We start from the raw sequence: 24352 nt of genomic DNA on the forward strand, positions 1-24352 counted from the left end.
AGAAACCAGCCATAACCAAACAGCATAAAAAACTGGTATTTTTAACAGTTTCGCCTTAGCTCACCCCCTGATTAACTACCGTTCAACACTAATAAAACTCTTTGAGTAAAAAATATGACAGTTTTAACCGTCTACTTCTGCGGCACTGGCTCCACCAAATTTGATGACACCAATGCAAGCTACTGGAACGGCGAGCTTATCTCTACGCTTGCTCAAAACAACTTGGGTAAGGAGTTTGCCGAGTGGATCGTCATTAACGGCCCGGGAAGTGGAAACCTGCAAGATGACGATCTATTTACAAAACCGGGCGGTCATTATAATTGGAATGGGACATTATTTGGTGCGGGCTGGGAGGAAAATGTAAAACATGCTACCCATATTATGAAGGGGAAATTCGACTGGCAGCGAGAAACATTAACCCAGGAAAATTACCAACAACTTCAAAATGCCGGCGTCCCAATAAACGAAGTCACAAGCGAAGGTGGCTGGTTTTGGCGAAAGTACGACTACGGCAATCGCCACCTCACACAGCAACAACTGCAAGAACAAATTATTAAAACATTCCGCAGAGACGGAGTCATTCCTACCCAAGTCAATATTGTTGGCTGGAGTCGTGGCGGAATCAGTTGTCACATGCTAGCCAATTACATGCTTAACGATAGCGAACTACGGGATATACCTGTAAACATATTTGCCATCGACCCCGTTCCGGGACTCCTATATTCAAAAGATAAAAAAGTAGAAATCGGGAGCAACGTCAAAGAGTATGTAGCCTTTTATGCCAGGGACGAACGATCCAGGGGATTTGACTGCGTCGTTCCGAAAACTTATGCACACACCAAGACCTACATTTATCCAATGGCCGGGCGCCATGCGACGTTGGTAGGCAATGCATCAGCTAACGGTGCACACGGAGCTAAAGTACTCCCGGAACCAGGTGAAATAATCCGTCATTACGCTGAGACTTGTTTAAGCCGATGGGGTGTTTCTACGCAAAAAATGCTCAATCTTACTATCGAGGAACTAGATGAAAAATTAACAAAAATAAAAACTGATTTTGGAAAATATACCCTCATGCGTAGCACAAATTATCCTACTAGCAGTACCGAAACTTCGGGCGAACGCACCATATCATCAGGTAGCGAAACTACCAATTTTACAGCAATGAGCGGCGATCGATTCACACCGAAAAAGGGACTTTTCGTTGGACATATCTTGACCAGTGAATATTTTAGCGACATCGATTATTAAGTAACAAGTTATTAACAGAACAATATTGCAAAATTATTTATTCAGGCACAAGAAATCCAGGATAGCTCCCCTATCAGTAGCCGAGAGAAGGAACTTTATAATGTCCGATCAACCAGTAAATCTCATCACTCCCGCCCCCATCCTTACCCCCGACGAGATTGCGCTAATTAAAACATACGTCAGGCGGTCGAGTGGACTCAGCACAAACCTTGATCAAATGAATGACTTCTGGGGAGATGAGACAACCCCTATAAACCATGAAGAAACTACCACTCTTTACAGTAACGGTATAGGCAGCTTTATCAAAAACGTCGTGAAGCACGCAAAAGAGTGGCCGATTATAGAAACCGACTTAAAAAGTTACTGTTCAACAGCGTCACAAAATTACCAAATCTTCAAGACACAGGTCGTTTCAATAGTGCACACGATCGAAAACCTGTCAGGATACATTGATTACTCCCGCACTCTTCAACAACAAATTGATGCATCACTGGGAAATCCGCCTTCATCTTATTGCCCTTTATGCAATGAAGATCTTGCCAGGCTTTCGGATATTAAACTCAACATCAACAGCACAAAAACCTCCATCGAAAAACTGGAAAAAAATAGCAAAGATATTGGTACAAATATCATGTCATTTAAAACATACCTAATGAACATTGTTCAAACAGGTACTGATAGCTTTGTAAACTTGGATACGGCTACAGAGATGGCCGAAAAATTGAATTTCATACCGATGGAACAATACCAACGAGTATTTTTCGACACCTACATGAGCGTTGTACGTGGCCTCGTGCTAAAGGTGATCAAGGATGCTGCCGGTCAGCCGGTAGATGACATTGACGCTGCCGTGACCGCACAGTTGCATCCTAATCATGTCAAAGAATACAACGACGCACTTAACGACTTGCCAGATGACAGCAGAAATCAAGTAACTGCATTAATAACGCAAACAAAAAAAGGACAAGTCTTGTTCCGACAATTGGAAAGTATGCATGACTGGTTGAAATTGTTTGACAAGCCCTTGACCGATGCAAATAAAGGCGTCGGACAAGTCCGGACCCTCTGGAGGAATACAGCTGTAGAACTGGACCGTATTAATGCCAGGGTTACTCAAGTGACGCAGTACTTAGATCTGCAGAGTGTTGTGAAGTCCCTGAAGTCAGCACTGGCGGTTTGGCAAGAAACCGATAAAAACCTACAAACATTAAATGAATTGCTAGAGAGAGCTTACTAATAGATCCCTCCAGCGCTGTTTTATAGAATACTGCACTATTAACAACAACAAGAACCTTAACTGCAGCATATAAAAAACCACGACCCGTAACTGGTGTTTTTCGTCGACATCAACGGCCGAGTTAATCTTGTGAATCGACCTATTTTGTATAGATATTTATGCGATGGAGTCGAGCCGAGCCGATAAAACTTCGTGCCTATATAGTACGAATATTTACAAAGTATAAAACCCATACAAACCTTTGCCCATTCACCTATGAAACATTCAAAATACCAACCAACTAAAGGAAACTTGTCATGACATACAGCGATAACTATCCTATTCCCGTAGTAACCGAAAATGATGTATTTGTCATTGAACGTTATGCCAGGGAGGGCAAGGCTCTTCCTACAACAGAGACCGGAGTGCAAGTCAAGTATAAGGACGCAAAGCCAGAATGGCTAAAAGACATAACAGCAAACTTTTCCATAATCAACAAACACGCTAATTCATGGGAAGGTGTTCAAGCAAACATGATTGAAGTTGCGGCTCTGCTCGTGGGTTTTGCAAAAGACCTTTGCGAGTACGGGGACGATGCCGTCAATATTATTAAAGAGATGGAGGGCTATAAGACCCACAAAATTTCACAGTTGACACCTGACCAGCTTGATCAATTCCCTAGCATATCCCTGGATAACGGTGATCAAGAAAAAATCCCCGGATTAGATAAAACAGTGACCTATATCAAAAAGTCCATTTCAGAGAAACGAGGCCGCAGCGTCACCGTACTAAACGAACTAAGAACTTTTCATAGAATGATCAACGAAACAATTAAACCATGGGTCGGGTCAATGATAAACAGTTCAAACCCTGACACCTTGGACACAGCAATTTCAGATTTAACCAACCGACTCGTAAAGCTCAAAGATGATAAAGCAGCCGCTGCTGGAATCAAAAAATACACACTAGATAACACATCAGATAACACAACACATAGAGCTCCCCGTTTGTACGATTGGATCCATGGAAGTAAAGGTATTTCAGATGACCCTACAGTTAAGGAATTGGCCAAACAGATAGAAGACAGTATCGCCATGCTCAGCCAGAACAAAAAGTTTAAGGGCTTTCTTCAAGTTCTCCATATCAGCATGGTTTCGTTATATGACGTGATCACGCCTGCCATCATTGCTGTAATTCAACTTCAAAGTCATTGGACAGCGACCGAAAAACTTATTGCTCACTCATCAACTCAATTCACCAATTACAAACTGCTAGGTCAATTTGTTAACCGAATGGAGGAGATGCTTAGCGACTGGCGTATCGTTGAGCAAAACTCTTCGACGCTACAAGAAGCATTTAGAATCCAGTCATAAACTTCTTCCCCACACTAGGAGAATTTAAACATGGGCATTGTCAACCTTGTAAAACCGAACATCTTTGCAGCAAAAGACTGCCGAAACTACATTAGCCACTATGCAAACATAAAGCTCAGCAATATTGCGAACACAACATTAAAGAGTGATCTCCAAGCCGTTGCACAATATCAGACAGGTCTAGATCAGGTCGTCAATGACGTGGCACGTAGCAGTATTGATTTAATGAAATCGGATGACATCCAAGATGTACTGGATGATTATGATTTGGCACCAGAATATAAAAACGATCTTAAAGTCATTATTGAGCAGCGAAAAAAAGATTTTCTTGAGTTGCGCAACACTCTTCAGAAGAAGATATTCAACCTTGAAACAATGAGCTACACAAGCAACCAATATAGATCTAACGAACTAAGACAGACACTTAACAACTTACGAGATATTGCCACAAAAGTAAAAGATGCAGAGCACTACGATGTAGCTCTAATGCATAAATATGAACTTGACGTATCAATTGACGCACTTCAAAAGCAGAGCGCCTTAGATAAAGCAGCGCCTATATTTAACCAAGTGATAGAGACCGGAAGGGATATCCTGAACGATCCAGCTGAATTCAAAAAGAAATTAATCGACCATGGTCTATCTATTATGTCAAATGTGTTTAATTTGATAAAAGAGCAAGTTCATCTTGACGACATGATAACCTCCCGCCGCACCATCATTGGCTATCTTAATGCAACAGAACTACGCGGCAATGATATTGATCGCCAAATCAAAGCCTGCGTTAATGAAATTAATGATATAAAAGAATATGAATCGATCCCAACTATAAAAAAAGAATACCTGAACGAGGTCAACAAAATACTCACTTCCTTTGACTCATTCAATACCGTTGTCTTTTCAAATAAAGACTCGAAGGAAAATGCGAGCAGTTTCTTAACGCACGCCCCCGAATTTCTTACATATACAGATACTCTCTTTCGGACGTGGCTCCGCAGTTAAAACAGAGGGGGCGATCATATTGGTTGCCCTTTACCAAAATGGTGTTACCCCCTTCCTATCAGTGCAAGCGTAATCTAAATACAACCCAAACCGTTTCTGCGGTTTTATATGCAACTAACTACTTAAGGTTTAGTAAACTTATCGTTCAACTCACCTTTCTAAAGCCGTTGATACGTCGCTTCCACCGAGATCGGATCGCCAGCCAACGCAGATCAGGTGTCCCGCTTATTCACGCCCATTACGACACGCTTGCGCCGCAGTCCCGGATTTATCGAATCATTAAGCGCCATCAGCCGCCCCGCATCCCATTCAGTCTGCATACCCGAAAAGAGTTCCGCGTCTATATGGCGTTGATTAGCCTCTAGCGCCCCAGTCATCGCCTCGGCAATCCGCTCGATGATTAACGCAGGCCTATCCACAGCACAGTGCTTGCGACCAAATTCGATCAACTGCTGACGGTCTGGGTAGGTTTTCACCTTGTTCATCTTGATGGCCAAGGTGCGATCAACCAATGACCGGCCAGACTTTGGGTTGTAGTTCTCGTAGACCGTTGTGGTTGTCACGTCAAAAACAGGTGCCAGTTGCACGGTATCCAGTGCATCAGGATGAGTGTAAATCACGCCGAAATTCTTCAGATGCGCATCACCATTGCGAACCATGACGGAAAGACAAACCGAGGAAAAAAACCGTTCTAGCTCACGAATCGGATCACCATACCGGCACACCTGACCTATTACCGCCGCCAGCGTTTCGTAACTCTGCGAATACTTGTAGTTGTCGTGAGGGTCCTTGTTGAGACTGAGCAGTACAGCCATGTCTTCAAAACCAAGGCGACCAGAAGATGTCAGATCGAATCGCTCCATCACGAACAGATCACCGTTTTCAGAAAGCCAGAACGGCGGAGTTTCGAGCCCTGCGAGACGAGCAGCTTCCAGGCAGAGAAATTCGTTTTGAGCGAGGTGCGCATACTCGTCAGCTCCTGACTTAACAATCAGGTCGGAGCTGAGCATGGTTTTTCGAGTGCCGGTGAGCTTATCCAGATCGGGCACTAATACCTTGGGCTGCACCCCCGAAATGCCCGACTCGAAGTAGGTGTCTACGAGGAATTCGAAGATTCCTTGCGAGGCGTCCGCCGACAGAATTTCCTGTAGCCCGACCTGAGCACGAACGGACACGGGTGCGTCAGCAGGATTTTGATAACTGAGACGCCCGATCTGATTTCCCCCGATGACCGATAACAGGCGCATTTCATCCACCTGCATATGTTTAGCCATCCGACGTTTGATCTGATCGGCCAGAAACCCTTCAGGCACATTCATATCGAAAATCGGATGCAGCACGTTGCTCACTGCGGGCGTCGGGTCATAGGGCATGACCAGTGAGACCTCCCTGGGTGCATCGGCGGATTCGTAGGCAAACGAAAACTGTGACCCCTTGGACAGCTCGCCAGAAAAGCCCTGCGGTGTCATGACGTTGAGCAGCTTGACCTTACTCATCGTGCTCTACCAGATCAGCAAGGGATTTGAGGTCAATTCGGTTATCAACAATTTCAAGCGCCATGCCCAGCGCTGAGAGCACCCTGAACGCAGTGTAAAGCGCAACATTTTCACCGGCCTCAAGGTCGATAATGGTTTTACGGCTGCATTGTGCCCTGTGCGCCAGTATTGCCTGGCTATAGCCTTTGGCGCGTCGCAACTGGCGGACTCTTTCACCGAACACCGAGGGGTTGTGCAGGAGCATGAATGTCACCCATATCGGACTTTTTTAGCGATAACTCTAATTATGTCCACTATAAGTGACATTTCAAGCGCCTTACGTCAGGCGGTATCTAGGTCAAAAATCCCCCGTCATAAAAAAACCCGCCTCTCCAGACTGTGTGAAAACCTAGCAATCTGCCTGGCGATCAAAGAAAATGCTCCGCATCGAAAGATACGGAGCATTTTTCGTTATGGCCTACATCCAGGGACAGTCCCGTACCCAGACCAGTTTGTTCCCGGTTTCGCTGGAGGAGTTGATCCCTGAGGATCACCTCGTTCGCGTTATCGACATCTACGTCGCCAAGCTGGACCTGGTGCGACTGGGCTTTGATAAAGCGCTACCCAAAAGCACTGGCCGCCCCTCCTACGATCCGGCCGATCAACTTAAACTCTACCTCTACGGTTATTTCCAGCGCATCCGTTCATCACGGCGCCTCGAAGCCGAGTGCCAGCGCAATATCGAAGTGATGTGGCTGATCAATCGACTCAGGCCCGATTTCAAGACCATCGCCGATTTCCGTAAAGACAACAAACCCGCTTTTATCGCGACGTGCCGGGCCTTCGTCCAGTTTTGCCGAACGGCAGGTTTGATCGCGGGTGATCTGGTGGCGATTGATGGCAGCAAGTTCCAGGCTGTTGCTTCCTCGCGGCGTCATACGAGCTTGCAACGGCTCAAACACCAGGAGCAGAAGCTGGATAAACGCATTGCCCAGTACTTGGCCGAGCTGGATGAGGCGGATAAAACCGAAGCCGGCGAGAGGGTTGACCGCAGTGCGATCAAGACGGCGTTGGCGCAACTTGAGGTCAGGCATTCCAATAACCTGACGTGCCAAGCGCTGATGAAATCAATGGAGCTTGAGCAATTCAATAGCCACGAAAGCGATGCCCGAATGCTGCGAACGCACAAAGGGCCGCAGGTCGGGTACAACGTACAGACAGTCGTGGATGCTGAGCACTGCATGATTGTGCACCATGAAGTGACTCAGGACAGCGATGATCGCAAGCAACTTGAACCGATAGCCAAGGCCGCCAAGGAACAACTTTCACAAGATGAACTCACGGTCACCGCAGATGCGGGCTACTCGAATGGAAAGCAGTTCCAAGCGTGCGAGGATGAAAACATAACGGCTTATGTGCCTGTGGCGCGGTCACTCAACTCCTGCGGCAAGGAGCAGGCGTTTTTCGATCGAACAGCATTTGCCTACGATGCGTCGCAAGATCGATATCAATGCCCTGCCGGAAAATGGCTGATCTTTAAACAGATCAGCAATAAAGGCCGAATCTACCAGGCGGCGGTCAGCGACTGCGCAAGCTGCCCGTTAAAAGCGCAATGCACCGACGCCCAACGCCGATACCTCTCACGCCATCTGCACGAAAAGGCTTTCGAGCGAATGGAACGGCGAATGCAGGCACACCCCGAAATGATGGTCAGCCGAAGATCCATCGTCGAACATCCCTTCGGCAACCTTAAACAGTGGTTATTTGGTAACGCTCGCTTCTTGCTGCGACAGCTTGAAGGCGCGAGGGCTGAAATGGCCTTGGCGGTGAACGCCTATAACCTGAAAAGAGCGATTAACGTTCTGGGCGTGCGTCAGATGATGGCGCTGATGGGCTGAAAAGCCTTTTTTCGTCTGCTGTGAGCACAAAAGCAAACGCCCCGAACAAGTCGGGGCGTTTGCTGGAACCACCATCAGTGTGTTTTCACACAGTCTGCATCAGCGGGTTTCTCATCAACGTTACAAAACGCTCAGACTCAGTTCACCTTGGCGTTCAACTCACCCTTCAAATACCGCTGATACATCCCTTCCAACGAGATCGGCTTGATCTTCGAAGCATTACCCGCGGTACCAAACTGGTTGTAACGGTCAATGCACACATCCCGCATGGCAGTCACAGTCGCACCAAAGAACTTACGCGGATCAAACTCGCTAGGATTGGTCGCCATCAACCGACGCATCGCACCGGTCGAAGCCAAACGCAGGTCAGTATCGATGTTGACCTTACGCACGCCGTGCTTGATACCTTCAACAATCTCTTCAACCGGCACGCCGTAGGTTTCTTTGATGTCGCCGCCGTACTGGTTGATGATCGCCAGCCACTCTTGCGGAACCGAAGACGAACCGTGCATCACCAGGTGGGTGTTCGGGATGCGTTTGTGGATTTCTTTGATGCGGTCGATGGCCAGTACGTCGCCGGTAGGCGGCTTGGTGAACTTGTACGCGCCGTGGCTGGTGCCGATGGCGATGGCCAGGGCGTCGACTTGGGTGCGTTTGACGAAGTCAGCGGCTTCTTCCGGGTCGGTCAGCATTTGGCTGTGATCCAGAACGCCTTCGGCGCCGATGCCGTCTTCTTCACCGGCCATGCCGGTTTCCAGCGAACCCAGGCAGCCCAGCTCGCCTTCTACCGAAACGCCGCAGGCGTGAGCCAAGGCCACGGTTTGTTGGGTAACACGGACGTTGTAGTCGTAGTCGGTCGGGGTCTTGCCGTCTTCGCCCAGGGAACCGTCCATCATTACCGAGCTGAAGCCCAGTTGGATGGAGCGCTGGCAGACGTCAGGGCTGGTGCCGTGGTCCTGGTGCATGCACACCGGGATGTGCGGGAATTCTTCGATGGCCGCCAGGATCAGGTGACGCAGGAACGGGGCGCCGGCGTATTTGCGAGCACCGGCCGAAGCCTGGACGATCACCGGGGAGTCAGTCTTGTCAGCGGCTTCCATGATGGCGCGCATCTGCTCAAGGTTGTTGACGTTGAAGGCTGGAACGCCGTAGCCGAACTCGGCTGCGTGGTCCAGCATCTGGCGCATGCTGATAAGTGCCATTGTGTGTGTCTCTCCCGGTTGAGGGTCGTTAATCGTGCCAGCCTGCCGTAGCGGCGGCGGCTATTCAAGTTATTGCAGATCGGGGGTTGGTCCGGGCTGCGAATTCGGTCAATGCATATTGGCCAACACATCCCCTGTAGGAGCCGGCTTGCCAGCGAAGGCGTCCGCCGGGACACTACATGCCTCAAGGGCCTCTTCGCTGGCAAGCCAGCTCCTACAGGGGGTTGCGTCGGGCCGTTATTACTCGGCTTTACAACCGCGGCCGATCAAATCATTGGTGGCGACCCAGTACACCAGGCCTTCCTCACCTTTTACGTGAAACGCCAGCATGTCGTTGCTGTACAGCGAACCTTCGGCGCCCGGCTCCTGTTTCAAGCGGTAGACCTGATCAGACCCGCCGAGACGCACGTCGACTTCCTTGCGGCTGTCGTCGGTGTAGCGCCACAGCACTTTGGCCTGGCTGTCGCAGGTCCAGGTGGTCCAGTTATCCACAGGTGCAGACGACTGGAACAGGTTCAACTGAGCGCAACCGGCCAGCAACGCCAGCGCCGTAACGGCGATAAAACCTTTCATCCATGTTCCTCGACTGACGGCGCACGCCGCCAGCCCTGAGTAATGAGTCAGACCCGTCAAGGACAGCCCTGTTCCTTGGCGGGTGTCTGTGTCTCGTATTTATCCAGGCCATCCGGACCGGAACGCTTGTTGAGCACAGGATTGGTTTCCGCTTGCCAGTCGGCCTGGTAGCAGCCTTTTTCCTGGTTCTGCGGCGCGGGCTCCGGCGTGGCTTTCGGGTTACTCCCGCAAGCCGCCAGCAGGCCCGCTGCAATCAGCAGCGTTAACGTCTTGACCATGTAAACACTCCTTTGCCTGGTCAAATGCGCGGCCTCAGGCCTTGGCCCGGCTTTCCAGGACTTCAACGGCTGGCAGCACCTTGCCTTCGACGAATTCAAGGAACGCGCCGCCACCGGTAGAAATGTAGGAGATCTGCTCGGCCACGCCATATTTATCGATGGCGGCCAGAGTGTCGCCGCCGCCAGCGATGGAGAACGCCGAGCTTTCTGCGATGGCCTGGGCCAGCACTTTGGTGCCGTTGCCGAACTGGTCGAATTCGAACACGCCCACCGGGCCGTTCCACAGGATGGTCTTGGACGACTTCAGCAGCTCGGCGAAATTCGCCGCGGTCTGTGGGCCGATGTCCAGAATCATGTCGTCTGCGGCCACATCAGCGATCAGCTTGACGGTCGCGGTCGCGCTTTCAGCGAATTCCTTGGCAACCACGACGTCGACCGGCAGCGGCACGCTGACCTTGGCGGCGATGGCGCGAGCAGTGTCCAGCAGGTCCGGTTCGTACAGGGACTTGCCGACCGGGTGACCGGCAGCGGCCAGGAAGGTGTTGGCGATGCCGCCGCCGACGATCAACTGGTTGCAGATCTGGCTCAGGCTGTTCAGTACGTCGAGCTTGGTCGAGACCTTGGAGCCGGCAACGATGGCGGCCATTGGCTGAGCCGGGGCGCCGAGGGCTTTGCCCAGTGCGTCCAGTTCAGCAGCCAGCAGCGGGCCAGCGGCGGCAACTTTGGCGAACTTGGCCACGCCGTGGGTCGAACCCTCGGCGCGGTGAGCGGTGCCGAAGGCGTCCATCACGAACACGTCGCACAGGGCGGCGTATTGCTGGGCCAGTTCGTCAGCGTTCTTTTTCTCGCCTTTGTTAAAGCGCACGTTTTCGAACAGCACGATGTCGCCGGCCTTGACGTCAACGCCGCCCAGATAGTCAGCGACCAGCGGCACTTCGCGGCCCAGGGCCTTGCTCAGGTAGTCGGCGACTGGCTTGAGGCTGTTCTCGGCCGAGAACTCACCTTCGGTCGGACGGCCAAGGTGCGAGCAGACCATCACGGCCGCGCCTTTCTCCAGGGCCAGCTTGATGGTCGGCAGCGAGGCCAGGATTCGCGCATCGCTGGTGACAACACCGTCCTTGACTGGGACGTTGAGGTCTTCGCGGATCAGTACGCGCTTACCTTGCAGATCGAGGTCGGACATCTTCAACACGGTCATGGGTCGCAATTCCTGAGTTACTGTTTTGGAGAAGCTGTTGGAGTAGCTGTTTGCAGATAATGTTCTGCAACGTCCAGCATTCGGTTTGCAAACCCCCATTCGTTGTCGAACCAGGCCAGGATGTTCACCAGCCGTGGGCCGGAAACTCGAGTCTGACTGGCATCGACGATCGCCGAATGTGGGTCATGGTTAAAATCACAACTGGCGTGAGGCAACTCGGTATAGGCCAGCAAGCCTTTGAGCGGGCCAGTAGTGGCGGCCTCACGCAGAATCCGGTTGACCTCGGTGGCGTCGGTGTCGCTGACGGTCTGCATCGTGATGTCGAGGCAAGACACGTTCACCGTCGGCACGCGTACGGCTTTGGCCTGAATTCGCCCAGCAAGTTCCGGCAGCAGGCGTTCGATGCCTCGCGCCAGACCGGTGGACACCGGAATCACTGACTGGAACGCCGAACGGGTGCGGCGCAGGTCTTCATGGTGATAGGCATCAATGACCGGCTGATCGTTCATCGCCGAGTGTATGGTGGTGATCGACACGTATTCCAGACCGATGGCCTGATCCAGCAGGCGCAACAGCGGCACGCCGCAGTTGGTGGTGCACGACGCGTTGGACACCAGCAGCTCGTTGCCGGTCAGACAATCCTGATTCACGCCGTAGACGATGGTGGCGTCGACATCCGCCTCGCTGGCCATAGGCTGGGAAAACAGCACTCGTGGCGCGCCAGCGTCGAGGAACCGCTGGCCGTCTTCACGGGTGTGATAAGCGCCGGAGCACTCCAGCACCAGATCGACGCCCAGCGACGCCCAATCGATGCCTTCGGGGGTGGCACTGCGCAGGACCTTCACGCAGTCGCCATTAATATGCAGACAATCGCCGTCGACCTTCACTTCACCGGGAAAACGCCCGTGCGTGGAGTCGAAGCGTGTCAGGTATTCGATGCTGGCCATGTCAGCCAGATCGTTGATCGCGACAATTTCAAACCCGGCCTTTTCGCCTCGCTCAAACAACGCACGCAAGACGCAACGACCAATCCGGCCGTAGCCGTTGAGTGCAACTTTGTAAGGACGCGGTTGAGGCATGGGGTTCTCGATAGACGCAGTCAGACGAAATCTCGTTAACAACACAACCCTTGTAGGAGCTGGCTTGCCAGCGAATGGGCCATCAGATTCAACGTTTCTGTCGACTGAAAAGACGCTTTCGCTGGCAAGCCAGCTCCTACAGGGGATTGCGGTGGTCATGAAACCACCGCGTTGTGCTTAGTCTTCCAACAGCTCTTCAGCCTGACCCAGGATGTTTTCCAGGGTGAAGCCGAACTCTTCGAACAAGGCTGGCGCAGGCGCCGACTCGCCGTAGGTGGTCATGCCGATCACGCGGCCTTCCAGGCCCACGTACTTGTACCAGTAGTCCGCGTGGGAGGCTTCGATGGCGATACGGGCGCTGACCTGCAACGGCAGAACCGCTTGCTTGTAGCCAGCGTCTTGAGCATCGAACACGCTGGTGCACGGCATCGAAACAACGCGCACTTTACGACCTTGTTCGGTCAGCTTGTCGTAAGCCTGAACCGCCAGGCCCACTTCCGAACCAGTGGAGATCAGGATCAGCTCAGGCTCACCTTCGCAGTCCTTCAACACGTAACCGCCACGGGCGATTTCGGCGATCTGGATCGCATTGCGGGTTTGGTGCTGCAGGTTCTGACGCGAGAAGATCAGCGCCGACGGGCCGTCTTTACGCTCCAGCGCGTACTTCCAGCACACGGCCGCTTCAACGGCATCGGCCGGGCGCCAGGTGTCGAGGTTCGGCGTGCAACGCAGGCTCGCCAGTTGCTCGATTGGCTGGTGAGTCGGGCCGTCTTCGCCCAGACCGATGGAGTCGTGGGTGTAGACGTGGATCACACGCTGCTTCATCAGGGCCGACATGCGCACTGCGTTGCGGGCGTATTCCATGAACATCAGGAAGGTCGCGCCGTAAGGCACCAGGCCGCCGTGCAGGGCAACGCCGTTCATGATGGCGGTCATGCCGAACTCGCGCACGCCGTAGTACATGTAGTTGCCGCTGGCGTCTTCGGCGGTGACGCCTTTGCAACCTTTCCACAGGGTCAGGTTGGAGCCGGCCAGGTCAGCCGAGCCGCCGAGGAATTCCGGCAACATCGGACCGTAGGCATTCAGAGCATTCTGGCTGGCTTTACGGCTGGCGATGGTTTCGCCTTTGGCAGCCACTTCGGCGATGTAGGCGGCGGCCTTTTCGCTGAAGTCGGCTGGCAGGTCACCGCTCAGACGACGGATCAGTTCGTTGGCTTCGGTCGGGAACGCAGCGGAGTAAGCAGCGAAACGCTGATCCCACTCGGCTTCGGTCGCTTTGCCGGCTTCCTTCGCGTCCCACTCGGCGTAGATGTCAGCCGGGATTTCGAACGGACCGTGGTTCCACTTCAGTGCAGCGCGGGTCAAGGCGATTTCCGCGTCACCCAATGGGGCACCGTGGCAGTCTTCTTTACCTTGCTTGTTCGGCGAACCGAAACCGATGGTGGTCTTGCAGCAGATCAGAGTTGGCTGCGCGCTTTTGCGTGCGGTTTCGATCGCGGTCTTGATTTCTTCAGGGTCGTGACCATCGACGTTGCGGATCACCTGCCAGTTGTAGGCTTCGAAACGCTTTGGCGTGTCGTCGGTGAACCAGCCTTCGACTTCGCCGTCGATGGAAATGCCGTTGTCATCGTAGAAAGCGATCAGCTTGCCCAGGCCCAAAGTACCGGCCAGCGAACTGACTTCGTGGGAAATACCTTCCATCATGCAGCCATCACCCAGGAACACGTAGGTGTGGTGATCGACGATGTTGTGACCAGGACGGTTGAACTGCGCCGCCATGACTTTTTCAGCCAGGGCAAAACCCACGGCGTTGGCCAGGCCCTGGCCCAGTGGACCGGTGGTGGTTTCAACGCCTGGGGTGTAGCCGAGTTCTGGGTGACCCGGGGTGCGGCTGTGCAATTGGCGGAACTGCTTCAGGTCATCGATCGACAGGTCGTAACCGGTCAGGTGCAGCAGCGAGTAGATCAACATCGAACCGTGACCGTTGGACAGCACGAAGCGGTCACGGTCGGCGAACGATGGATTGCTCGGGTTGTGCTTCAGGTAGTCACGCCAAAGTACTTCGGCGATATCCGCCATACCCATAGGGGCACCGGGATGGCCGCTGTTGGCTTTTTGCACGGCATCCATGCTGAGGGCACGAATGGCGTTGGCACGCTCACGACGGCTTGGCATCGCTGTTCTCCTGCGGGTTCTGTAACGAGAGTGAATAAAACGAAATGGAAAAAAGGCGAGCATTTTCCCTCACCGGGCCGCCTCGGGGCAATGACAGATAGTCATCTGGAGGCGTTTTTCCATTTGATAACGACGGTTTCGACGGGTGAAACCTTTCCGCTGTCCGTTTGTTGACTGAACCTGTCGCCGAGAAGTGCCATCTATCGAGCAATATCAAAACTTTTTGATATTGCTCTTGCAGGGATTTCTACCCGTCACTAGACTGCTGGCCCTATGAATTTACCTGTGCCTTCCATTCAACATGACAATTGCGACGAGCTGGCGGCCCTCTGCAAGGCCGGCGGCGATCCTCTGCGTCTGAATGTATTGCGCGCCTTGGCCAACGATTCGTTCGGCGTACTGGAACTGGCGCAGATCTTCGGCATCGGTCAGTCCGGCATGAGTCATCACCTCAAGGTATTGGCCCAGGCCGGTCTGGTGGCGACCCGCCGTGAAGGTAACGCGATTTTCTACCGTCGCGCCCTGCCCCATACCGACCTGCTGGGTGGCAAGTTGCACGCCGCGCTGCTGGAAGAAGTGGACAACCTGACCCTGCCGGCCGATGTGCAATCGCGGATCGGTCAGGTGCATGGGCAACGAGCGGCGGCCAGCCAGGACTTTTTCTCACGGGTCGCAGAGAAATTTCGCGCCCAGCAAGACTTGATCGCCGGCCTGCCGCAGTACCGCGAAAGCGTGGTGGCCTTGCTCGACAAGTTGAGTTTCAGCACAGGCGCCACGGCCATTGAAGTCGGCCCCGGTGACGGCGAGTTTCTGCCGGAACTGGCGCGCCGTTTCACTGAAGTCACCGCGCTGGACAACAGCCCGGCGATGCTCGAACTGGCCCGCCAGGTCTGTGAACGTGAAAAGCTGGCTAACGTCAGCCTGCAATTGGCCGATGCATTGAACGGTGTAAGCCTTCAAGCCGATTGCGTTGTACTGAACATGGTGCTGCACCATTTCGCCGCGCCGGCCGAAGCGCTCAAGCACATGGCCGACCTGCTGCATCCGGGCGGTAGCCTGCTCGTGACAGAGTTATGTAGCCACAACCAGAGTTGGGCCAGGGAGGCCTGCGGTGATCTCTGGATGGGGTTTGAACAGGACGATTTGGCCCGTTGGGCCACCGCTGCGGGACTCGTTCCCGGGGAAAGTCTCTATATAGGCTTACGTAATGGTTTCCAGATCCAGGTCCGCCACTTTCAGCGACCGACTGGCGACACTCACCATCGGTAAATTCAGGAAAACATCGAGATGAGCGAATACTCCCTCTTCACCTCCGAGTCCGTGTCTGAAGGGCATCCGGACAAAATCGCCGACCAGATTTCCGATGCAGTGCTGGACGCCATCATTGCTGAAGACAAGTTCGCCCGCGTGGCGTGCGAGACTCTGGTGAAAACCGGCGTGGCAATCATCGCCGGTGAAGTCACCACGTCGGCCTGGGTCGATCTGGAAGACATCGTCCGTAACGTGATTCTCGACATCGGCTACAACAGCTCCAATGTCGGCTTCGACGGCGCCACTTGCGGTGTGATGAACATCATCGGCAAGCAGTCCCCCGACATCAACCAGGGCGTTGACCGTGCCAAACCTGAAGATCAGGGTGCCGGCGACCAGGGCCTGATGTTCGGCTACGCCAGCAACGAAACCGACGTGCTGATGCCAGCACCGATCACCTTCTCGCACCAACTGGTTCAACGCCAGGCCGAAGCCCGTAAATCCGGCCTGCTGCCTTGGCTGCGCCCGGACGCCAAGTCGCAAGTGACTTGCCGTTACGAAGGCGGCAAGGTTGTCGGTATCGACGCCGTTGTACTGTCGACCCAGCACAACCCTGACGTGTCGTACAAAGACCTGCGCGAAGGCGTGATGGAGCTGATCGTCAAGCACGTACTGCCTGCCGAATTGCTGAGCAAAGACACCCAGTTCCACATCAACCCGACTGGCCAGTTCATCATCGGCGGCCCGGTTGGCGACTGCGGCCTGACCGGTCGCAAGATCATCGTCGACAGCTACGGCGGCATGGCCCGTCACGGCGGCGGCGCGTTCTCCGGTAAAGATCCATCGAAGGTTGACCGTTCGGCCGCTTACGCCGGTCGTTACGTGGCCAAGAACATCGTGGCTGCCGGCCTGGCCGAGCGCTGCGAGATTCAGGTTTCCTACGCAATCGGTGTTGCTCAGCCTACGTCGATCTCGTTGAACACCTTCGGCACCGGCAAAATCAGCGACGACAAAATCGTCAAACTGGTTCGCGAAATTTTTGACCTGCGTCCATACGCAATCACCACCATGCTCAACCTGCTGCACCCGATGTATCAGGAAACCGCTGCGTACGGCCACTTCGGTCGCACCCCGGCCACCAAGACCGTGGGCGACGATACATTCACCACGTTCACCTGGGAAAAAACCGACCGCGCCGACGACCTGCGTCTGGCTGCCGGTTTGTAAGGCTTCCCTGGCGGTACCCAAAGCCCTGTCCGGTTCGCCGTGCGGGGCTTTTTATTGTCTTTCGCTTTGCACCGTATCGCCGCCATCGCGAGCAGGTCGAATCGTCGCACCGTCGCTCCCACAGGGGTTTTGTGTACGCCACAGATTGAATGTGGGAGCGAGCCTGCTCGCGAAGAGGCCAGCCCGGTCGCCCTGAAACACCAGGCAAAACACCTACCCTTCCCGCCTGAGAATTTTGACTAGCCTTCAAGCACTCCACTTGAGCAAGGACGCTCACGATGCTTCTGCGCCTGTTTTCCGTTTTCTTCCTGACCTTGTTTTGCCTGAGCTCAAACGCAGCCGACTGCCCCGACTGGCCACCCGCCCGCGCCTTGGACGAAATTACCGCCCTGCAAAAACAAATCGACCTTTGGGACGACCACTATCACCGGGGCGGACGCTCACTGGTCGCCGACGACATCTACGATCAGTCCCGCGCGCAATTGATCGAATGGCGTGAGTGTTTTGACTTGAGCAGTGCGCCCGAACCCTTGCGCACTGCCAGTGGCCAGACAACCCACCCCATCGCCCACACCGGCCTGGACAAACTCCGTGATGAACAGGCCGTGGAAAACTGGCTGCGCGATCGCAAGGACCTCTGGATACAACCCAAGGTCGATGGTGTGGCCGTGACTTTGATCTATCGCGATGGCCTGCTACACCAAGCCATCAGTCGTGGCGACGGGGTGAACGGACAGGACTGGACGACCTCGGCGCGATTGATCCCCAGCATTCCTCGGCAACTGGCCCAATCAGTGGATTTGCTGGTGCAAGGCGAACTCTATTGGCATCTGACTGACCACGTACAAGCCAAGACCGGCAGCCTCAATGCCCGCTCCACCGTGGCCGGCCTGATGGCCCGCAAGACGCTCACCCCTGAACACGCCGCAAGCATCAGGCTGTTTGTCTGGGACTGGCCACAAGGCCCGGCCAATCTGCCCGAGCGTAACGCGACTCTGGATGAGCTGGGCTTCCCGAGCACTGCGCCCTACAGCCAACCGATCCAGACATTGGCTGATGCGCAGCGCTGGCGCGATCACTGGTATCGCTCGTCCCTGCCGTTTGCCAGTGACGGTGTCGTCCTGCGCCAAAGTCAGCGCCCCTCGGCCGAACGCTGGCAGGCAAAAACACCCTACTGGGCCGTCGCCTGGAAATACCCATTCGCTCAGGCGCTGGCGCAGGTGCGAACAGTCGAGTTCAAAATTGGGCGCACCGGTCGGATCACACCGGTGCTGAACCTGACACCAGTGACGCTCGATGACCGGCAGATCAAGCGCGTGAGTGTCAGCTCGCTACGGCGCTGGGAGGCACTGGACATCCGTCCCGGCGATCAGGTGTCCATCAGCTTGGCGGGACTGACCATTCCCAGGCTCGACAGTGTTGTACTGCGCAACACCGAACGCCCCGAGTTGAATGTTCCGCTGGCAGCCGACTTCCATCTTTTGAGTTGCTGGAAGCCGACACCGGGGTGCGAAAGCCAATTCCTTGCGCGACTGGCCTGGCTCAGTGGCAAGCAGGGGCTGGCCTTACCCCATGTCGGCCCCGGGACTTGGGAGAAACTTTTAGAAACAGGCCGCCTGAATGGCCTTCTGGATTGGTTGACCTTCGACGCTCAAGAGCTTGCTACCATTAACGGCTTCGGCGAACGCAGCAGTGCTCGTCTTTTAAACAGTTTCAACAGTGCTCGACAGCGTCCTTTCAGTCGCTGGTTGAAAGCCTTGGGTTTACCTCCGACGGGGCAGGCACAGCTTGCCAATTCATGGCAGGAACTGGCGAATCGAAACACCGAACAATGGCAGGCTGAAGCCGGGATCGGCCCGGGACGTGCGGCCCAACTGAGCGCATTTTTTCGCGACCCGCAGGTCCTGGCCTTGAGTGAAACATTACGAGTTGCCGGAATTGACGGTTTCTAGAGACCGACAATGCCCGGCAGCCCGGGAACCCCTAGGTGCCGATGTGCTCAAACGCCCATCGCCACACTGACCCGCTTGCCTTTGCACATGGAGCTTTTATGAAATTTCTTTCACCGCTCGCCCTGCTGACCCTTTGCAGTGTGTTGGCCGCTCCACTGATGGCGGCTGAAGAAGCGCCGGAGTTGACCGGCTGCGCGGCCAAGAAACAGGGCATCATCAACCAGATCGAACTGGCCAAGTCACACGGCAACGCCGACCAGCAAGCTGGCCTGGAAACCGCCCTGAGCGAAGTCACGGCTCATTGCACCGATGCTTCGCTGAAGAAAGAACGGGAAAACAAAGTCCTCGATGCCAAGCATGAAGTCAGCAAGCGTCAGGCCGACCTCGACAAAGCCATGAAGAAAGGTGACCCCGAGAAGATCAACAACCACAAAGACAAACTCGCCGAGTCCCGCAAGGAATTGCAGGATGCGCTGGATGAGCTGGATAAATAAGCCGCCCGCTGAACGAGGGAACCTGTGTGGTAAGGGGCTTGTGTGGTGAGGGAACGCACAACGTCAGATCAATGATCCCGAAACTGTTTATGGCAAGCACTGCAGGCATCTTCAACTTTCTGCACCGCCGGCCCAAGGTTGCTGGCCTTGTAAGGCTGAACCTGGCTGGCGATCACCAATTCACCGGTGGCAGCTTCAAGGTTGCGGGACATTTCCTGAAAACGTGCCTGCTGTTGCCAGACATTGTCCTTGGCACTGGTGTGATCTTCTTCGCGCACCTGTGGAAAATGTTTCCACGGCTCACGAGACAGCGTATCGAGCTTTACGGCGCCATCGGCGAATTTCGGGCCATCAAACGCAATGCGACCACGCAACATGCCGCCCAGGTCTTCACCGGTTTGGAGCATCTGCTTGAAGATCACCTTGCGCTGACCCAGCGGCGAATTCGGGTCGACACCGCCACAAGCGGACAACATCAGGCACGCCAGCAATACAACAGAAAGTCTTTTAAAAATCATGGTGGCTTCAGGTCACGGGGAACGGCGGCCAGTATCCTCGTGTCATCGACAAAGACCAATAGCCCTATTATCAATACGGGTTGTTTGAGCGCATGGAGCACTCAGGCGACCGGCAAAGGAATTACTCCATGAACAGCCGTTTCAAGGCATGGCGTCACCACCTCGCGTGGACTCTTCCAATGGTGGCCGTACTCGCCGGCTGCACCGGCGGCGATAACAACAAGCCAAAAACCCACGCACTGGCCACCTATTCCAGCGCCACTTGGGAAGCGCTGCCAACGGTGTCCGATAACGACCTGGTCGCCGGTTTCGGTTCGTGGCGCAGTGCCTGCAACCGACTCAAAGCCGACCCGGTCTGGGGCACCACCTGCGCGGCTTCCGCCAACGTGTCGCAAACCGCCCCTGATATCCGCAATTTTCTGAAACAAAATCTGGATGTTTATGGGCTGCGCGCCGCCAATGACAACCCCAATGGGTTGATCACAGGCTACTACGAGCCGGTCTACCCTGGCAGCCTGACCCAGACCACGACGGCAAACATCCCGGTCTACGGCGTACCCGAGGACATGATCATTGTCTCGCTGGACAGCCTCTATCCGGAACTCAAGGGCAAACGCCTGCGCGGTCGACTTGAAGGGCGAGTACTCAAGCCTTACGACGATGCAGCAACGATCGGAACCAAAGGGGTCAAGGCGCCGGTGGTTGCCTGGCTGACTGACCCGATGAACCTGCAATTCCTGCAAATCCAGGGTTCGGGGCGAATCCAGCTCGATGACGGTCGCCAACTGCGCATCGCTTACGCCGACCAGAACGGCCATCCGTATCGGCCCATCGGTCGTTGGCTGGTGGAGCAAGGCGAGCTGAAGAAAGAAGACGTGACCATGGGCGCGATCAGCACCTGGGCCAAGGCCAACCCGACACGCATTCCCGAGCTGCTTGCCAGCAACCCTAGCTATGTGTTTTTCACCCGTAACCCGGACAGCAATGAAGGGCCTCGCGGTTCGCTGAATGTGCCGTTGACGGCGGGGTATAGCGCGGCCGTGGACCGCAAGGTGATTCCGCTGGGCAGCTTGTTGTGGCTGTCCACCACCAAACCGGACGGCACTGCACTGGTTCGTCCGGTGGCGGCTCAAGATACCGGCGGCGCGATTGCCGGCGAGGTCCGTGCGGACCTGTTCTGGGGCACAGGTGAAGCGGCCGGGCAATTGGCCGGGGACATGAAGCAGCAAGGGCAGATCTGGATGCTGTGGCCTAAAGGTGCGGTGTTACCGCAAGTGCCTCAGGTGGCTGATGCGACCAACACTAAACCTTGAATTCTGCAGCGGTTGATAGATAGCTTTCGCGAGCAGGCTCGCTCCCACAGGATCGGGTTGATGCACAAATTTTGTGTTCACCAAAGATCCACTGTGGGAGCGAGCCTGCTCGCGAAGGGGTTATCACTGACACTGCAGATGCTTAGACCGACACCACAAAGAAACTGACAATCAAACCCATCCCGACAAACCACACCAACGACCGCAAAGTCGCCCAGTCCGCGAGATAGCAAATGATGTACAGCAACCGGCTGGTGATAAATAACACCGACAGCACGTTGATCGTCACCAGTTCGGCATTGCCGGCCAGATGCGCCACGATCACCGCTGCAGCGAACGCCGGGGTCACTTCAAAACTGTTCTGTTGCGCTGCATACGCACGCCGGCCCAAACCCTCCAGCGAGTCAAGAAAATCCCGGGGATCATGGTTGTCTTTCAGTCTGAACCCGCCACTGATCTTGGCGACACCCGTGCCGATATACGGCAGGAAAATCGCGATCAAAATGCACCACAGGGCAACCGTCATAGAGCAGTCCTTTCTTCAGTTTTAGGAATTCAGGTTTCGGTTAAAACTTCATCACCAATATGCCAATCATCACCAGCCCACACGCAAGCAGTCGTGGTCGACCAAAAGGTTCTTTCAGGTAACGCATGCCGAACAGCACCACCAGAATCACGCTGATCTCACGCAACGCTGCCGCCTCGGCAATCGAGCCCAGCTGCATAGCCCACAGCACCAGAGCGTAGCTGAACAACACACAGAATCCGACCGCCAGCCCCAGCCGCCACTGTTCACGCCAGAACAACCTGAACGCCGGGCGCTTGCGCACCAGCGCCAGCAACGGGAATGGCCAGGCACTGAGCAACGTGACCCAGACCAGATAGTCCAGAGGATGTGACCAGCGCCGCAACGCCTGACCGTCGATGTAGGTGTAGCAACCGATGCACAAGCCGATCAGTGCCACCACGGGCAGCATTGACCATGGCAATCGCGCGCCACCACCGCCCTGCCACAGCAGGCACGCCATGCCGAACGGGATCAACAGAATTCCAAATATCTGCTGATTCGTCAGCACTTCCCCGGCAAAGATCAGCGTCAAGGCCAACACCACCAACGGCGACAGTCCGCGCATCAGCGGATAAACCAGCCCCAGATCACCGACCCGATAGGCTTGGATCAGCAGATAGCGATAGAGCAATTCGAACGCCGCCGACGCCAGGATCCATGGCCAGATCTCAACCGGCGGCACGCTCACGAACGGCAACATCACGGCGACAAACAACAGCGCCACGCTGTCCATGCAGGCCACTACCAACAAGCGTTCCGCACTGAATTTGATCAGGGTATTCCACGCCGCGTGCAACAGCGCCGCTACTAACACCAGTGCTGTTGCAAGCACGGCACACTCCTTTATTTGTTTTTGTTCCCTGCGCAAAGCGCCCGAAGAATTGATTCGCCATAGATCAACAGCTGTTTATACTGCAAGCGACCACGCCGCACTCAGTTGCGCACAGACTAATTCCAATAAATTCTGTCCATGCCCGCTCTCACCGAGAGCGGGCATCGGCATGCGTATGCCTGATCACAGCGTCAAGACTACCGACAGAGACCTTGCGCATGCCACTCGCTTTGCGCGGACTTGCCGGGACTGGTGCGTTGGTCAGTGGGTTGACGGTGCTGATGGCGTTGTTCTTCATTTATCTGCAACGTCGCGGTGCGGCGGCGGTCAATGTGTCCGGCTGATTAATTGCTTTGTTGCTGAAACCGCTATCGCGAGCAAGCTTGCTCCTACATGCATCTATGCCTGTGGGAGCCTGCTCGCGAAGAAGTTGACGCGGTACACCTGTCTTCACGCCTCTTTGCGCTTGCGCGTATCAGGTGCCTGATTCGCGTTTTTCTTCGGCGGCCCGCTCTCGCTGCGAATCTGTGCATGGCTGATCAAAGCAAAGATAAAGCTGCCACCAATGATATTCCCCGCCAGCGTCGGCCCGGCGAACACCAGCCAGAAATCTTTCCACGGCAACTCGCCGGCAAACACCAGGTACGACACCTCGGCGGAGCCGACCACGATGTGGGTGAAATCACCCAGCGCCATAAGGTAGGTGATAAGAATGATGATCCCCATCTTTGCGCTCTCCATGGACGGAATCATCCAGACCATGGTGGCGATCATCCAGCCCGAGACGATGCCCTTGGCGAACATTTGGCCGGTGTGGTTTTCCATGACTTTGCGGCCGATTTCGAGAAAAGCCAGGTCGGTTTTGCTGTCGAAAATCGGCAGATTCAGCATCACATAGGCCACCAGCAACGTGCCGCACAGGTTGCCTGCCAGCACCACCGTCCACAGGCGCAGCAACCGACCGAAGTTGTTGAATGTGGGCTTGGTCATGACCGGCAGCACGGCGGTCAGGGTGTTTTCGGTGAACAACTGTTGACGAGCGAGGATCACCGCGAGAAAACCGGCGCAGTAGCCAAAACTGGCGATCACTTTGAAGTGCTCGCCGTCCGGCAATCGTGAGTTGAGCAAACCCATGGCCATCAGCGACAGGCCTATGGTCAAGCCAGCGGCCAGCGCCGACCACCACAGGGCAGCGACACTGCGCTCGAGTTCCTGATCGCCTTGAGTGCGGATGATTTCGTGCAGCACCGCCGCACGGGGTGGCTGGTTTTTGTCGACTTCGTGCTGTTCTTCAGCCGAGAGGTTCGGGGTTTTGCCGTCTTTTTGGGTGTCCATAGCGTTCCTGAACCAGTGGCGTGTCATGTAGGTACGACACGTGCGGTTCGGAGCTGTTCAGTACTCGAATAAACGAAACCACTCCTGTAGGAGCCGAGCTTGCTCGCGATGGCGTCATTCGCATCACCGCCGAAACCGAAGT

23 protein-coding genes are annotated in these 24352 nt (G+C 54.7%); 11 read left to right on the forward strand and 12 right to left on the reverse strand.

The window, feature by feature from the left end:
• Positions 1-114: 114 nt before the first annotated feature.
• The 4 genes from ACWGZX_RS12130 (at position 115) to ACWGZX_RS12145 (ending at position 4842) form a co-directional block, all read left to right on the forward strand.
• Complete coding sequence (locus tag ACWGZX_RS12130; RefSeq protein WP_452628458.1) at positions 115-1251, forward strand: hypothetical protein; 1137 nt, start codon at positions 115-117, stop codon at positions 1249-1251.
• Between the two features lie 100 nt (positions 1252-1351).
• A complete protein-coding gene (locus tag ACWGZX_RS12135) occupies positions 1352-2488 on the forward strand; it encodes a hypothetical protein (RefSeq protein ID WP_452628459.1) in 1137 nt (378 codons plus the stop codon).
• Positions 2489-2784: 296 nt separating this feature from the next.
• Positions 2785-3840 carry a hypothetical protein gene (locus ACWGZX_RS12140; RefSeq protein WP_452628460.1) on the forward strand — a complete coding sequence of 352 codons (1056 nt, stop codon included), beginning with the start codon at positions 2785-2787 and terminating at the stop codon, positions 3838-3840.
• 30 nt (positions 3841-3870) lie between these two features.
• Positions 3871-4842, forward strand: a complete 972-nt coding sequence (locus ACWGZX_RS12145) for a hypothetical protein (protein ID WP_452628461.1) — start codon at positions 3871-3873, stop codon at positions 4840-4842.
• 212 nt (positions 4843-5054) lie between these two features.
• On the opposite strand, the gene ACWGZX_RS12150 is transcribed toward ACWGZX_RS12145, so the two are convergent.
• Together ACWGZX_RS12150 and ACWGZX_RS12155 are read right to left on the reverse strand one after the other, a co-directional pair.
• Positions 5055-6338: a type II toxin-antitoxin system HipA family toxin gene (locus ACWGZX_RS12150; protein WP_452628462.1), complete on the reverse strand. Its 1284-nt coding sequence runs from the start codon at positions 6336-6338 to the stop codon at positions 5055-5057.
• A complete protein-coding gene (locus ACWGZX_RS12155) occupies positions 6331-6582 on the reverse strand; it encodes a helix-turn-helix transcriptional regulator (RefSeq protein ID WP_452628463.1) in 252 nt (83 codons plus the stop codon). Before ACWGZX_RS12155 ends, ACWGZX_RS12150 begins: the two co-directional genes overlap by 8 nt.
• Positions 6583-6790: 208 nt before the next feature.
• Between ACWGZX_RS12155 and ACWGZX_RS12160 the strand changes: the two genes are divergently transcribed.
• Positions 6791-8215 carry an IS1182 family transposase gene (locus ACWGZX_RS12160; RefSeq protein WP_452628464.1) on the forward strand — a complete coding sequence of 475 codons (1425 nt, stop codon included), beginning with the start codon at positions 6791-6793 and terminating at the stop codon, positions 8213-8215.
• A 137-nt stretch (positions 8216-8352) separates the two neighbouring features.
• Here ACWGZX_RS12160 and fba read toward each other — a convergent pair whose 3' ends face one another.
• The 6 genes from fba to tkt all read right to left on the reverse strand — a co-directional run bounded on the left by fba (position 8353) and on the right by tkt (position 14720).
• On the reverse strand, positions 8353-9417 hold the full coding sequence (gene fba / locus ACWGZX_RS12165) for a class II fructose-bisphosphate aldolase (RefSeq protein WP_452628465.1): 1065 nt from the start codon (positions 9415-9417) through the stop codon (positions 8353-8355).
• 240 nt (positions 9418-9657) lie between these two features.
• Positions 9658-9990 carry an MliC family protein gene (locus ACWGZX_RS12170; protein ID WP_452628466.1) on the reverse strand — a complete coding sequence of 111 codons (333 nt, stop codon included), beginning with the start codon at positions 9988-9990 and terminating at the stop codon, positions 9658-9660.
• A 56-nt stretch (positions 9991-10046) separates the two neighbouring features.
• Positions 10047-10268, reverse strand: coding sequence for a hypothetical protein (locus ACWGZX_RS12175; RefSeq protein WP_452628467.1), 222 nt, complete (start codon positions 10266-10268; stop codon positions 10047-10049).
• 34 nt (positions 10269-10302) lie between these two features.
• Positions 10303-11466 (reverse strand): phosphoglycerate kinase, encoded by a 1164-nt coding sequence (locus ACWGZX_RS12180; protein ID WP_192416742.1) that lies wholly within the window; start codon positions 11464-11466, stop codon positions 10303-10305.
• A gap of 17 nt (positions 11467-11483) precedes the next feature.
• A complete protein-coding gene (epd, locus tag ACWGZX_RS12185; RefSeq protein ID WP_452628468.1) occupies positions 11484-12545 on the reverse strand; it encodes an erythrose-4-phosphate dehydrogenase in 1062 nt (353 codons plus the stop codon).
• Between the two features lie 177 nt (positions 12546-12722).
• On the reverse strand, positions 12723-14720 hold the full coding sequence (gene tkt / locus ACWGZX_RS12190) for a transketolase (protein ID WP_452628469.1): 1998 nt from the start codon (positions 14718-14720) through the stop codon (positions 12723-12725).
• Positions 14721-14993: 273 nt separating this feature from the next.
• Between tkt and ACWGZX_RS12195 the strand changes: the two genes are divergently transcribed.
• The 4 genes from ACWGZX_RS12195 (at position 14994) to ACWGZX_RS12210 (ending at position 19644) form a co-directional block, all read left to right on the forward strand.
• Positions 14994-15989, forward strand: coding sequence for an ArsR/SmtB family transcription factor (locus tag ACWGZX_RS12195; protein WP_452628470.1), 996 nt, complete (start codon positions 14994-14996; stop codon positions 15987-15989).
• 18 nt (positions 15990-16007) lie between these two features.
• Complete coding sequence (metK, locus tag ACWGZX_RS12200; RefSeq protein WP_452628471.1) at positions 16008-17198, forward strand: methionine adenosyltransferase; 1191 nt, start codon at positions 16008-16010, stop codon at positions 17196-17198.
• A gap of 278 nt (positions 17199-17476) precedes the next feature.
• Entirely contained in the window at positions 17477-19150 is a 1674-nt protein-coding gene (gene ligB, locus ACWGZX_RS12205) for an NAD-dependent DNA ligase LigB (RefSeq protein WP_452628472.1), read from the forward strand.
• Between the two features lie 98 nt (positions 19151-19248).
• On the forward strand, positions 19249-19644 hold the full coding sequence (locus ACWGZX_RS12210; protein ID WP_452628473.1) for a DUF1090 domain-containing protein: 396 nt from the start codon (positions 19249-19251) through the stop codon (positions 19642-19644).
• Positions 19645-19712: 68 nt separating this feature from the next.
• Here ACWGZX_RS12210 and ACWGZX_RS12215 read toward each other — a convergent pair whose 3' ends face one another.
• Positions 19713-20162, reverse strand: coding sequence for a c-type cytochrome (locus ACWGZX_RS12215; RefSeq protein WP_452628474.1), 450 nt, complete (start codon positions 20160-20162; stop codon positions 19713-19715).
• Between the two features lie 128 nt (positions 20163-20290).
• On the opposite strand from ACWGZX_RS12215, the gene mltA reads away from it, so the two are divergent.
• Positions 20291-21475, forward strand: a complete 1185-nt coding sequence (gene mltA / locus ACWGZX_RS12220; protein WP_452628475.1) for a murein transglycosylase A — start codon at positions 20291-20293, stop codon at positions 21473-21475.
• A gap of 142 nt (positions 21476-21617) precedes the next feature.
• Here mltA and ACWGZX_RS12225 read toward each other — a convergent pair whose 3' ends face one another.
• The gene (locus ACWGZX_RS12225; protein WP_452628476.1) at positions 21618-22001 is read right to left on the reverse strand and encodes an MAPEG family protein; all 384 of its coding nucleotides are present in this window, start codon (positions 21999-22001) and stop codon (positions 21618-21620) included.
• A 40-nt stretch (positions 22002-22041) separates the two neighbouring features.
• On the reverse strand, positions 22042-22875 hold the full coding sequence (locus ACWGZX_RS12230; RefSeq protein WP_452628477.1) for an EamA family transporter: 834 nt from the start codon (positions 22873-22875) through the stop codon (positions 22042-22044).
• A 218-nt stretch (positions 22876-23093) separates the two neighbouring features.
• Between ACWGZX_RS12230 and ACWGZX_RS12235 the strand changes: the two genes are divergently transcribed.
• A complete protein-coding gene (locus ACWGZX_RS12235; protein WP_452629101.1) occupies positions 23094-23219 on the forward strand; it encodes a hypothetical protein in 126 nt (41 codons plus the stop codon).
• A 106-nt stretch (positions 23220-23325) separates the two neighbouring features.
• On the opposite strand, the gene ACWGZX_RS12240 is transcribed toward ACWGZX_RS12235, so the two are convergent.
• Positions 23326-24210 carry a formate/nitrite transporter family protein gene (locus tag ACWGZX_RS12240; RefSeq protein ID WP_452628478.1) on the reverse strand — a complete coding sequence of 295 codons (885 nt, stop codon included), beginning with the start codon at positions 24208-24210 and terminating at the stop codon, positions 23326-23328.
• Positions 24211-24352 lie beyond the last annotated feature (142 nt).

The sequence above is a fragment of the Pseudomonas sp. CLCA07 genome, assembly GCF_053615335.1.

What these genes read in the sequence shown, in the direction of transcription:
- ACWGZX_RS12130 (WP_452628458.1), top strand. Translation starts at nt 115, where the DNA reads ATGACAGTTTTAACCGTCTACTTCTGCGGCACTGGCTCCACCAAATTT.
- ACWGZX_RS12135 (WP_452628459.1), top strand. Translation starts at nt 1,352, where the DNA reads ATGTCCGATCAACCAGTAAATCTCATCACTCCCGCCCCCATCCTTACC.
- ACWGZX_RS12140 (WP_452628460.1), top strand. Translation starts at nt 2,785, where the DNA reads ATGACATACAGCGATAACTATCCTATTCCCGTAGTAACCGAAAATGAT.
- ACWGZX_RS12145 (WP_452628461.1), top strand. Translation starts at nt 3,871, where the DNA reads ATGGGCATTGTCAACCTTGTAAAACCGAACATCTTTGCAGCAAAAGAC.
- ACWGZX_RS12150 (WP_452628462.1), bottom strand. Translation starts at nt 6,338, where the DNA reads ATGAGTAAGGTCAAGCTGCTCAACGTCATGACACCGCAGGGCTTTTCT.
- ACWGZX_RS12155 (WP_452628463.1), bottom strand. Translation starts at nt 6,582, where the DNA reads ATGCTCCTGCACAACCCCTCGGTGTTCGGTGAAAGAGTCCGCCAGTTG.
- ACWGZX_RS12160 (WP_452628464.1), top strand. Translation starts at nt 6,791, where the DNA reads ATGGCCTACATCCAGGGACAGTCCCGTACCCAGACCAGTTTGTTCCCG.
- fba (WP_452628465.1), bottom strand. Translation starts at nt 9,417, where the DNA reads ATGGCACTTATCAGCATGCGCCAGATGCTGGACCACGCAGCCGAGTTC.
- ACWGZX_RS12170 (WP_452628466.1), bottom strand. Translation starts at nt 9,990, where the DNA reads ATGAAAGGTTTTATCGCCGTTACGGCGCTGGCGTTGCTGGCCGGTTGC.
- ACWGZX_RS12175 (WP_452628467.1), bottom strand. Translation starts at nt 10,268, where the DNA reads ATGGTCAAGACGTTAACGCTGCTGATTGCAGCGGGCCTGCTGGCGGCT.
- ACWGZX_RS12180 (WP_192416742.1), bottom strand. Translation starts at nt 11,466, where the DNA reads ATGACCGTGTTGAAGATGTCCGACCTCGATCTGCAAGGTAAGCGCGTA.
- epd (WP_452628468.1), bottom strand. Translation starts at nt 12,545, where the DNA reads ATGCCTCAACCGCGTCCTTACAAAGTTGCACTCAACGGCTACGGCCGG.
- tkt (WP_452628469.1), bottom strand. Translation starts at nt 14,720, where the DNA reads ATGCCAAGCCGTCGTGAGCGTGCCAACGCCATTCGTGCCCTCAGCATG.
- ACWGZX_RS12195 (WP_452628470.1), top strand. Translation starts at nt 14,994, where the DNA reads ATGAATTTACCTGTGCCTTCCATTCAACATGACAATTGCGACGAGCTG.
- metK (WP_452628471.1), top strand. Translation starts at nt 16,008, where the DNA reads ATGAGCGAATACTCCCTCTTCACCTCCGAGTCCGTGTCTGAAGGGCAT.
- ligB (WP_452628472.1), top strand. Translation starts at nt 17,477, where the DNA reads ATGCTTCTGCGCCTGTTTTCCGTTTTCTTCCTGACCTTGTTTTGCCTG.
- ACWGZX_RS12210 (WP_452628473.1), top strand. Translation starts at nt 19,249, where the DNA reads ATGAAATTTCTTTCACCGCTCGCCCTGCTGACCCTTTGCAGTGTGTTG.
- ACWGZX_RS12215 (WP_452628474.1), bottom strand. Translation starts at nt 20,162, where the DNA reads ATGATTTTTAAAAGACTTTCTGTTGTATTGCTGGCGTGCCTGATGTTG.
- mltA (WP_452628475.1), top strand. Translation starts at nt 20,291, where the DNA reads ATGAACAGCCGTTTCAAGGCATGGCGTCACCACCTCGCGTGGACTCTT.
- ACWGZX_RS12225 (WP_452628476.1), bottom strand. Translation starts at nt 22,001, where the DNA reads ATGACGGTTGCCCTGTGGTGCATTTTGATCGCGATTTTCCTGCCGTAT.
- ACWGZX_RS12235 (WP_452629101.1), top strand. Translation starts at nt 23,094, where the DNA reads ATGCCACTCGCTTTGCGCGGACTTGCCGGGACTGGTGCGTTGGTCAGT.
- ACWGZX_RS12240 (WP_452628478.1), bottom strand. Translation starts at nt 24,210, where the DNA reads ATGGACACCCAAAAAGACGGCAAAACCCCGAACCTCTCGGCTGAAGAA.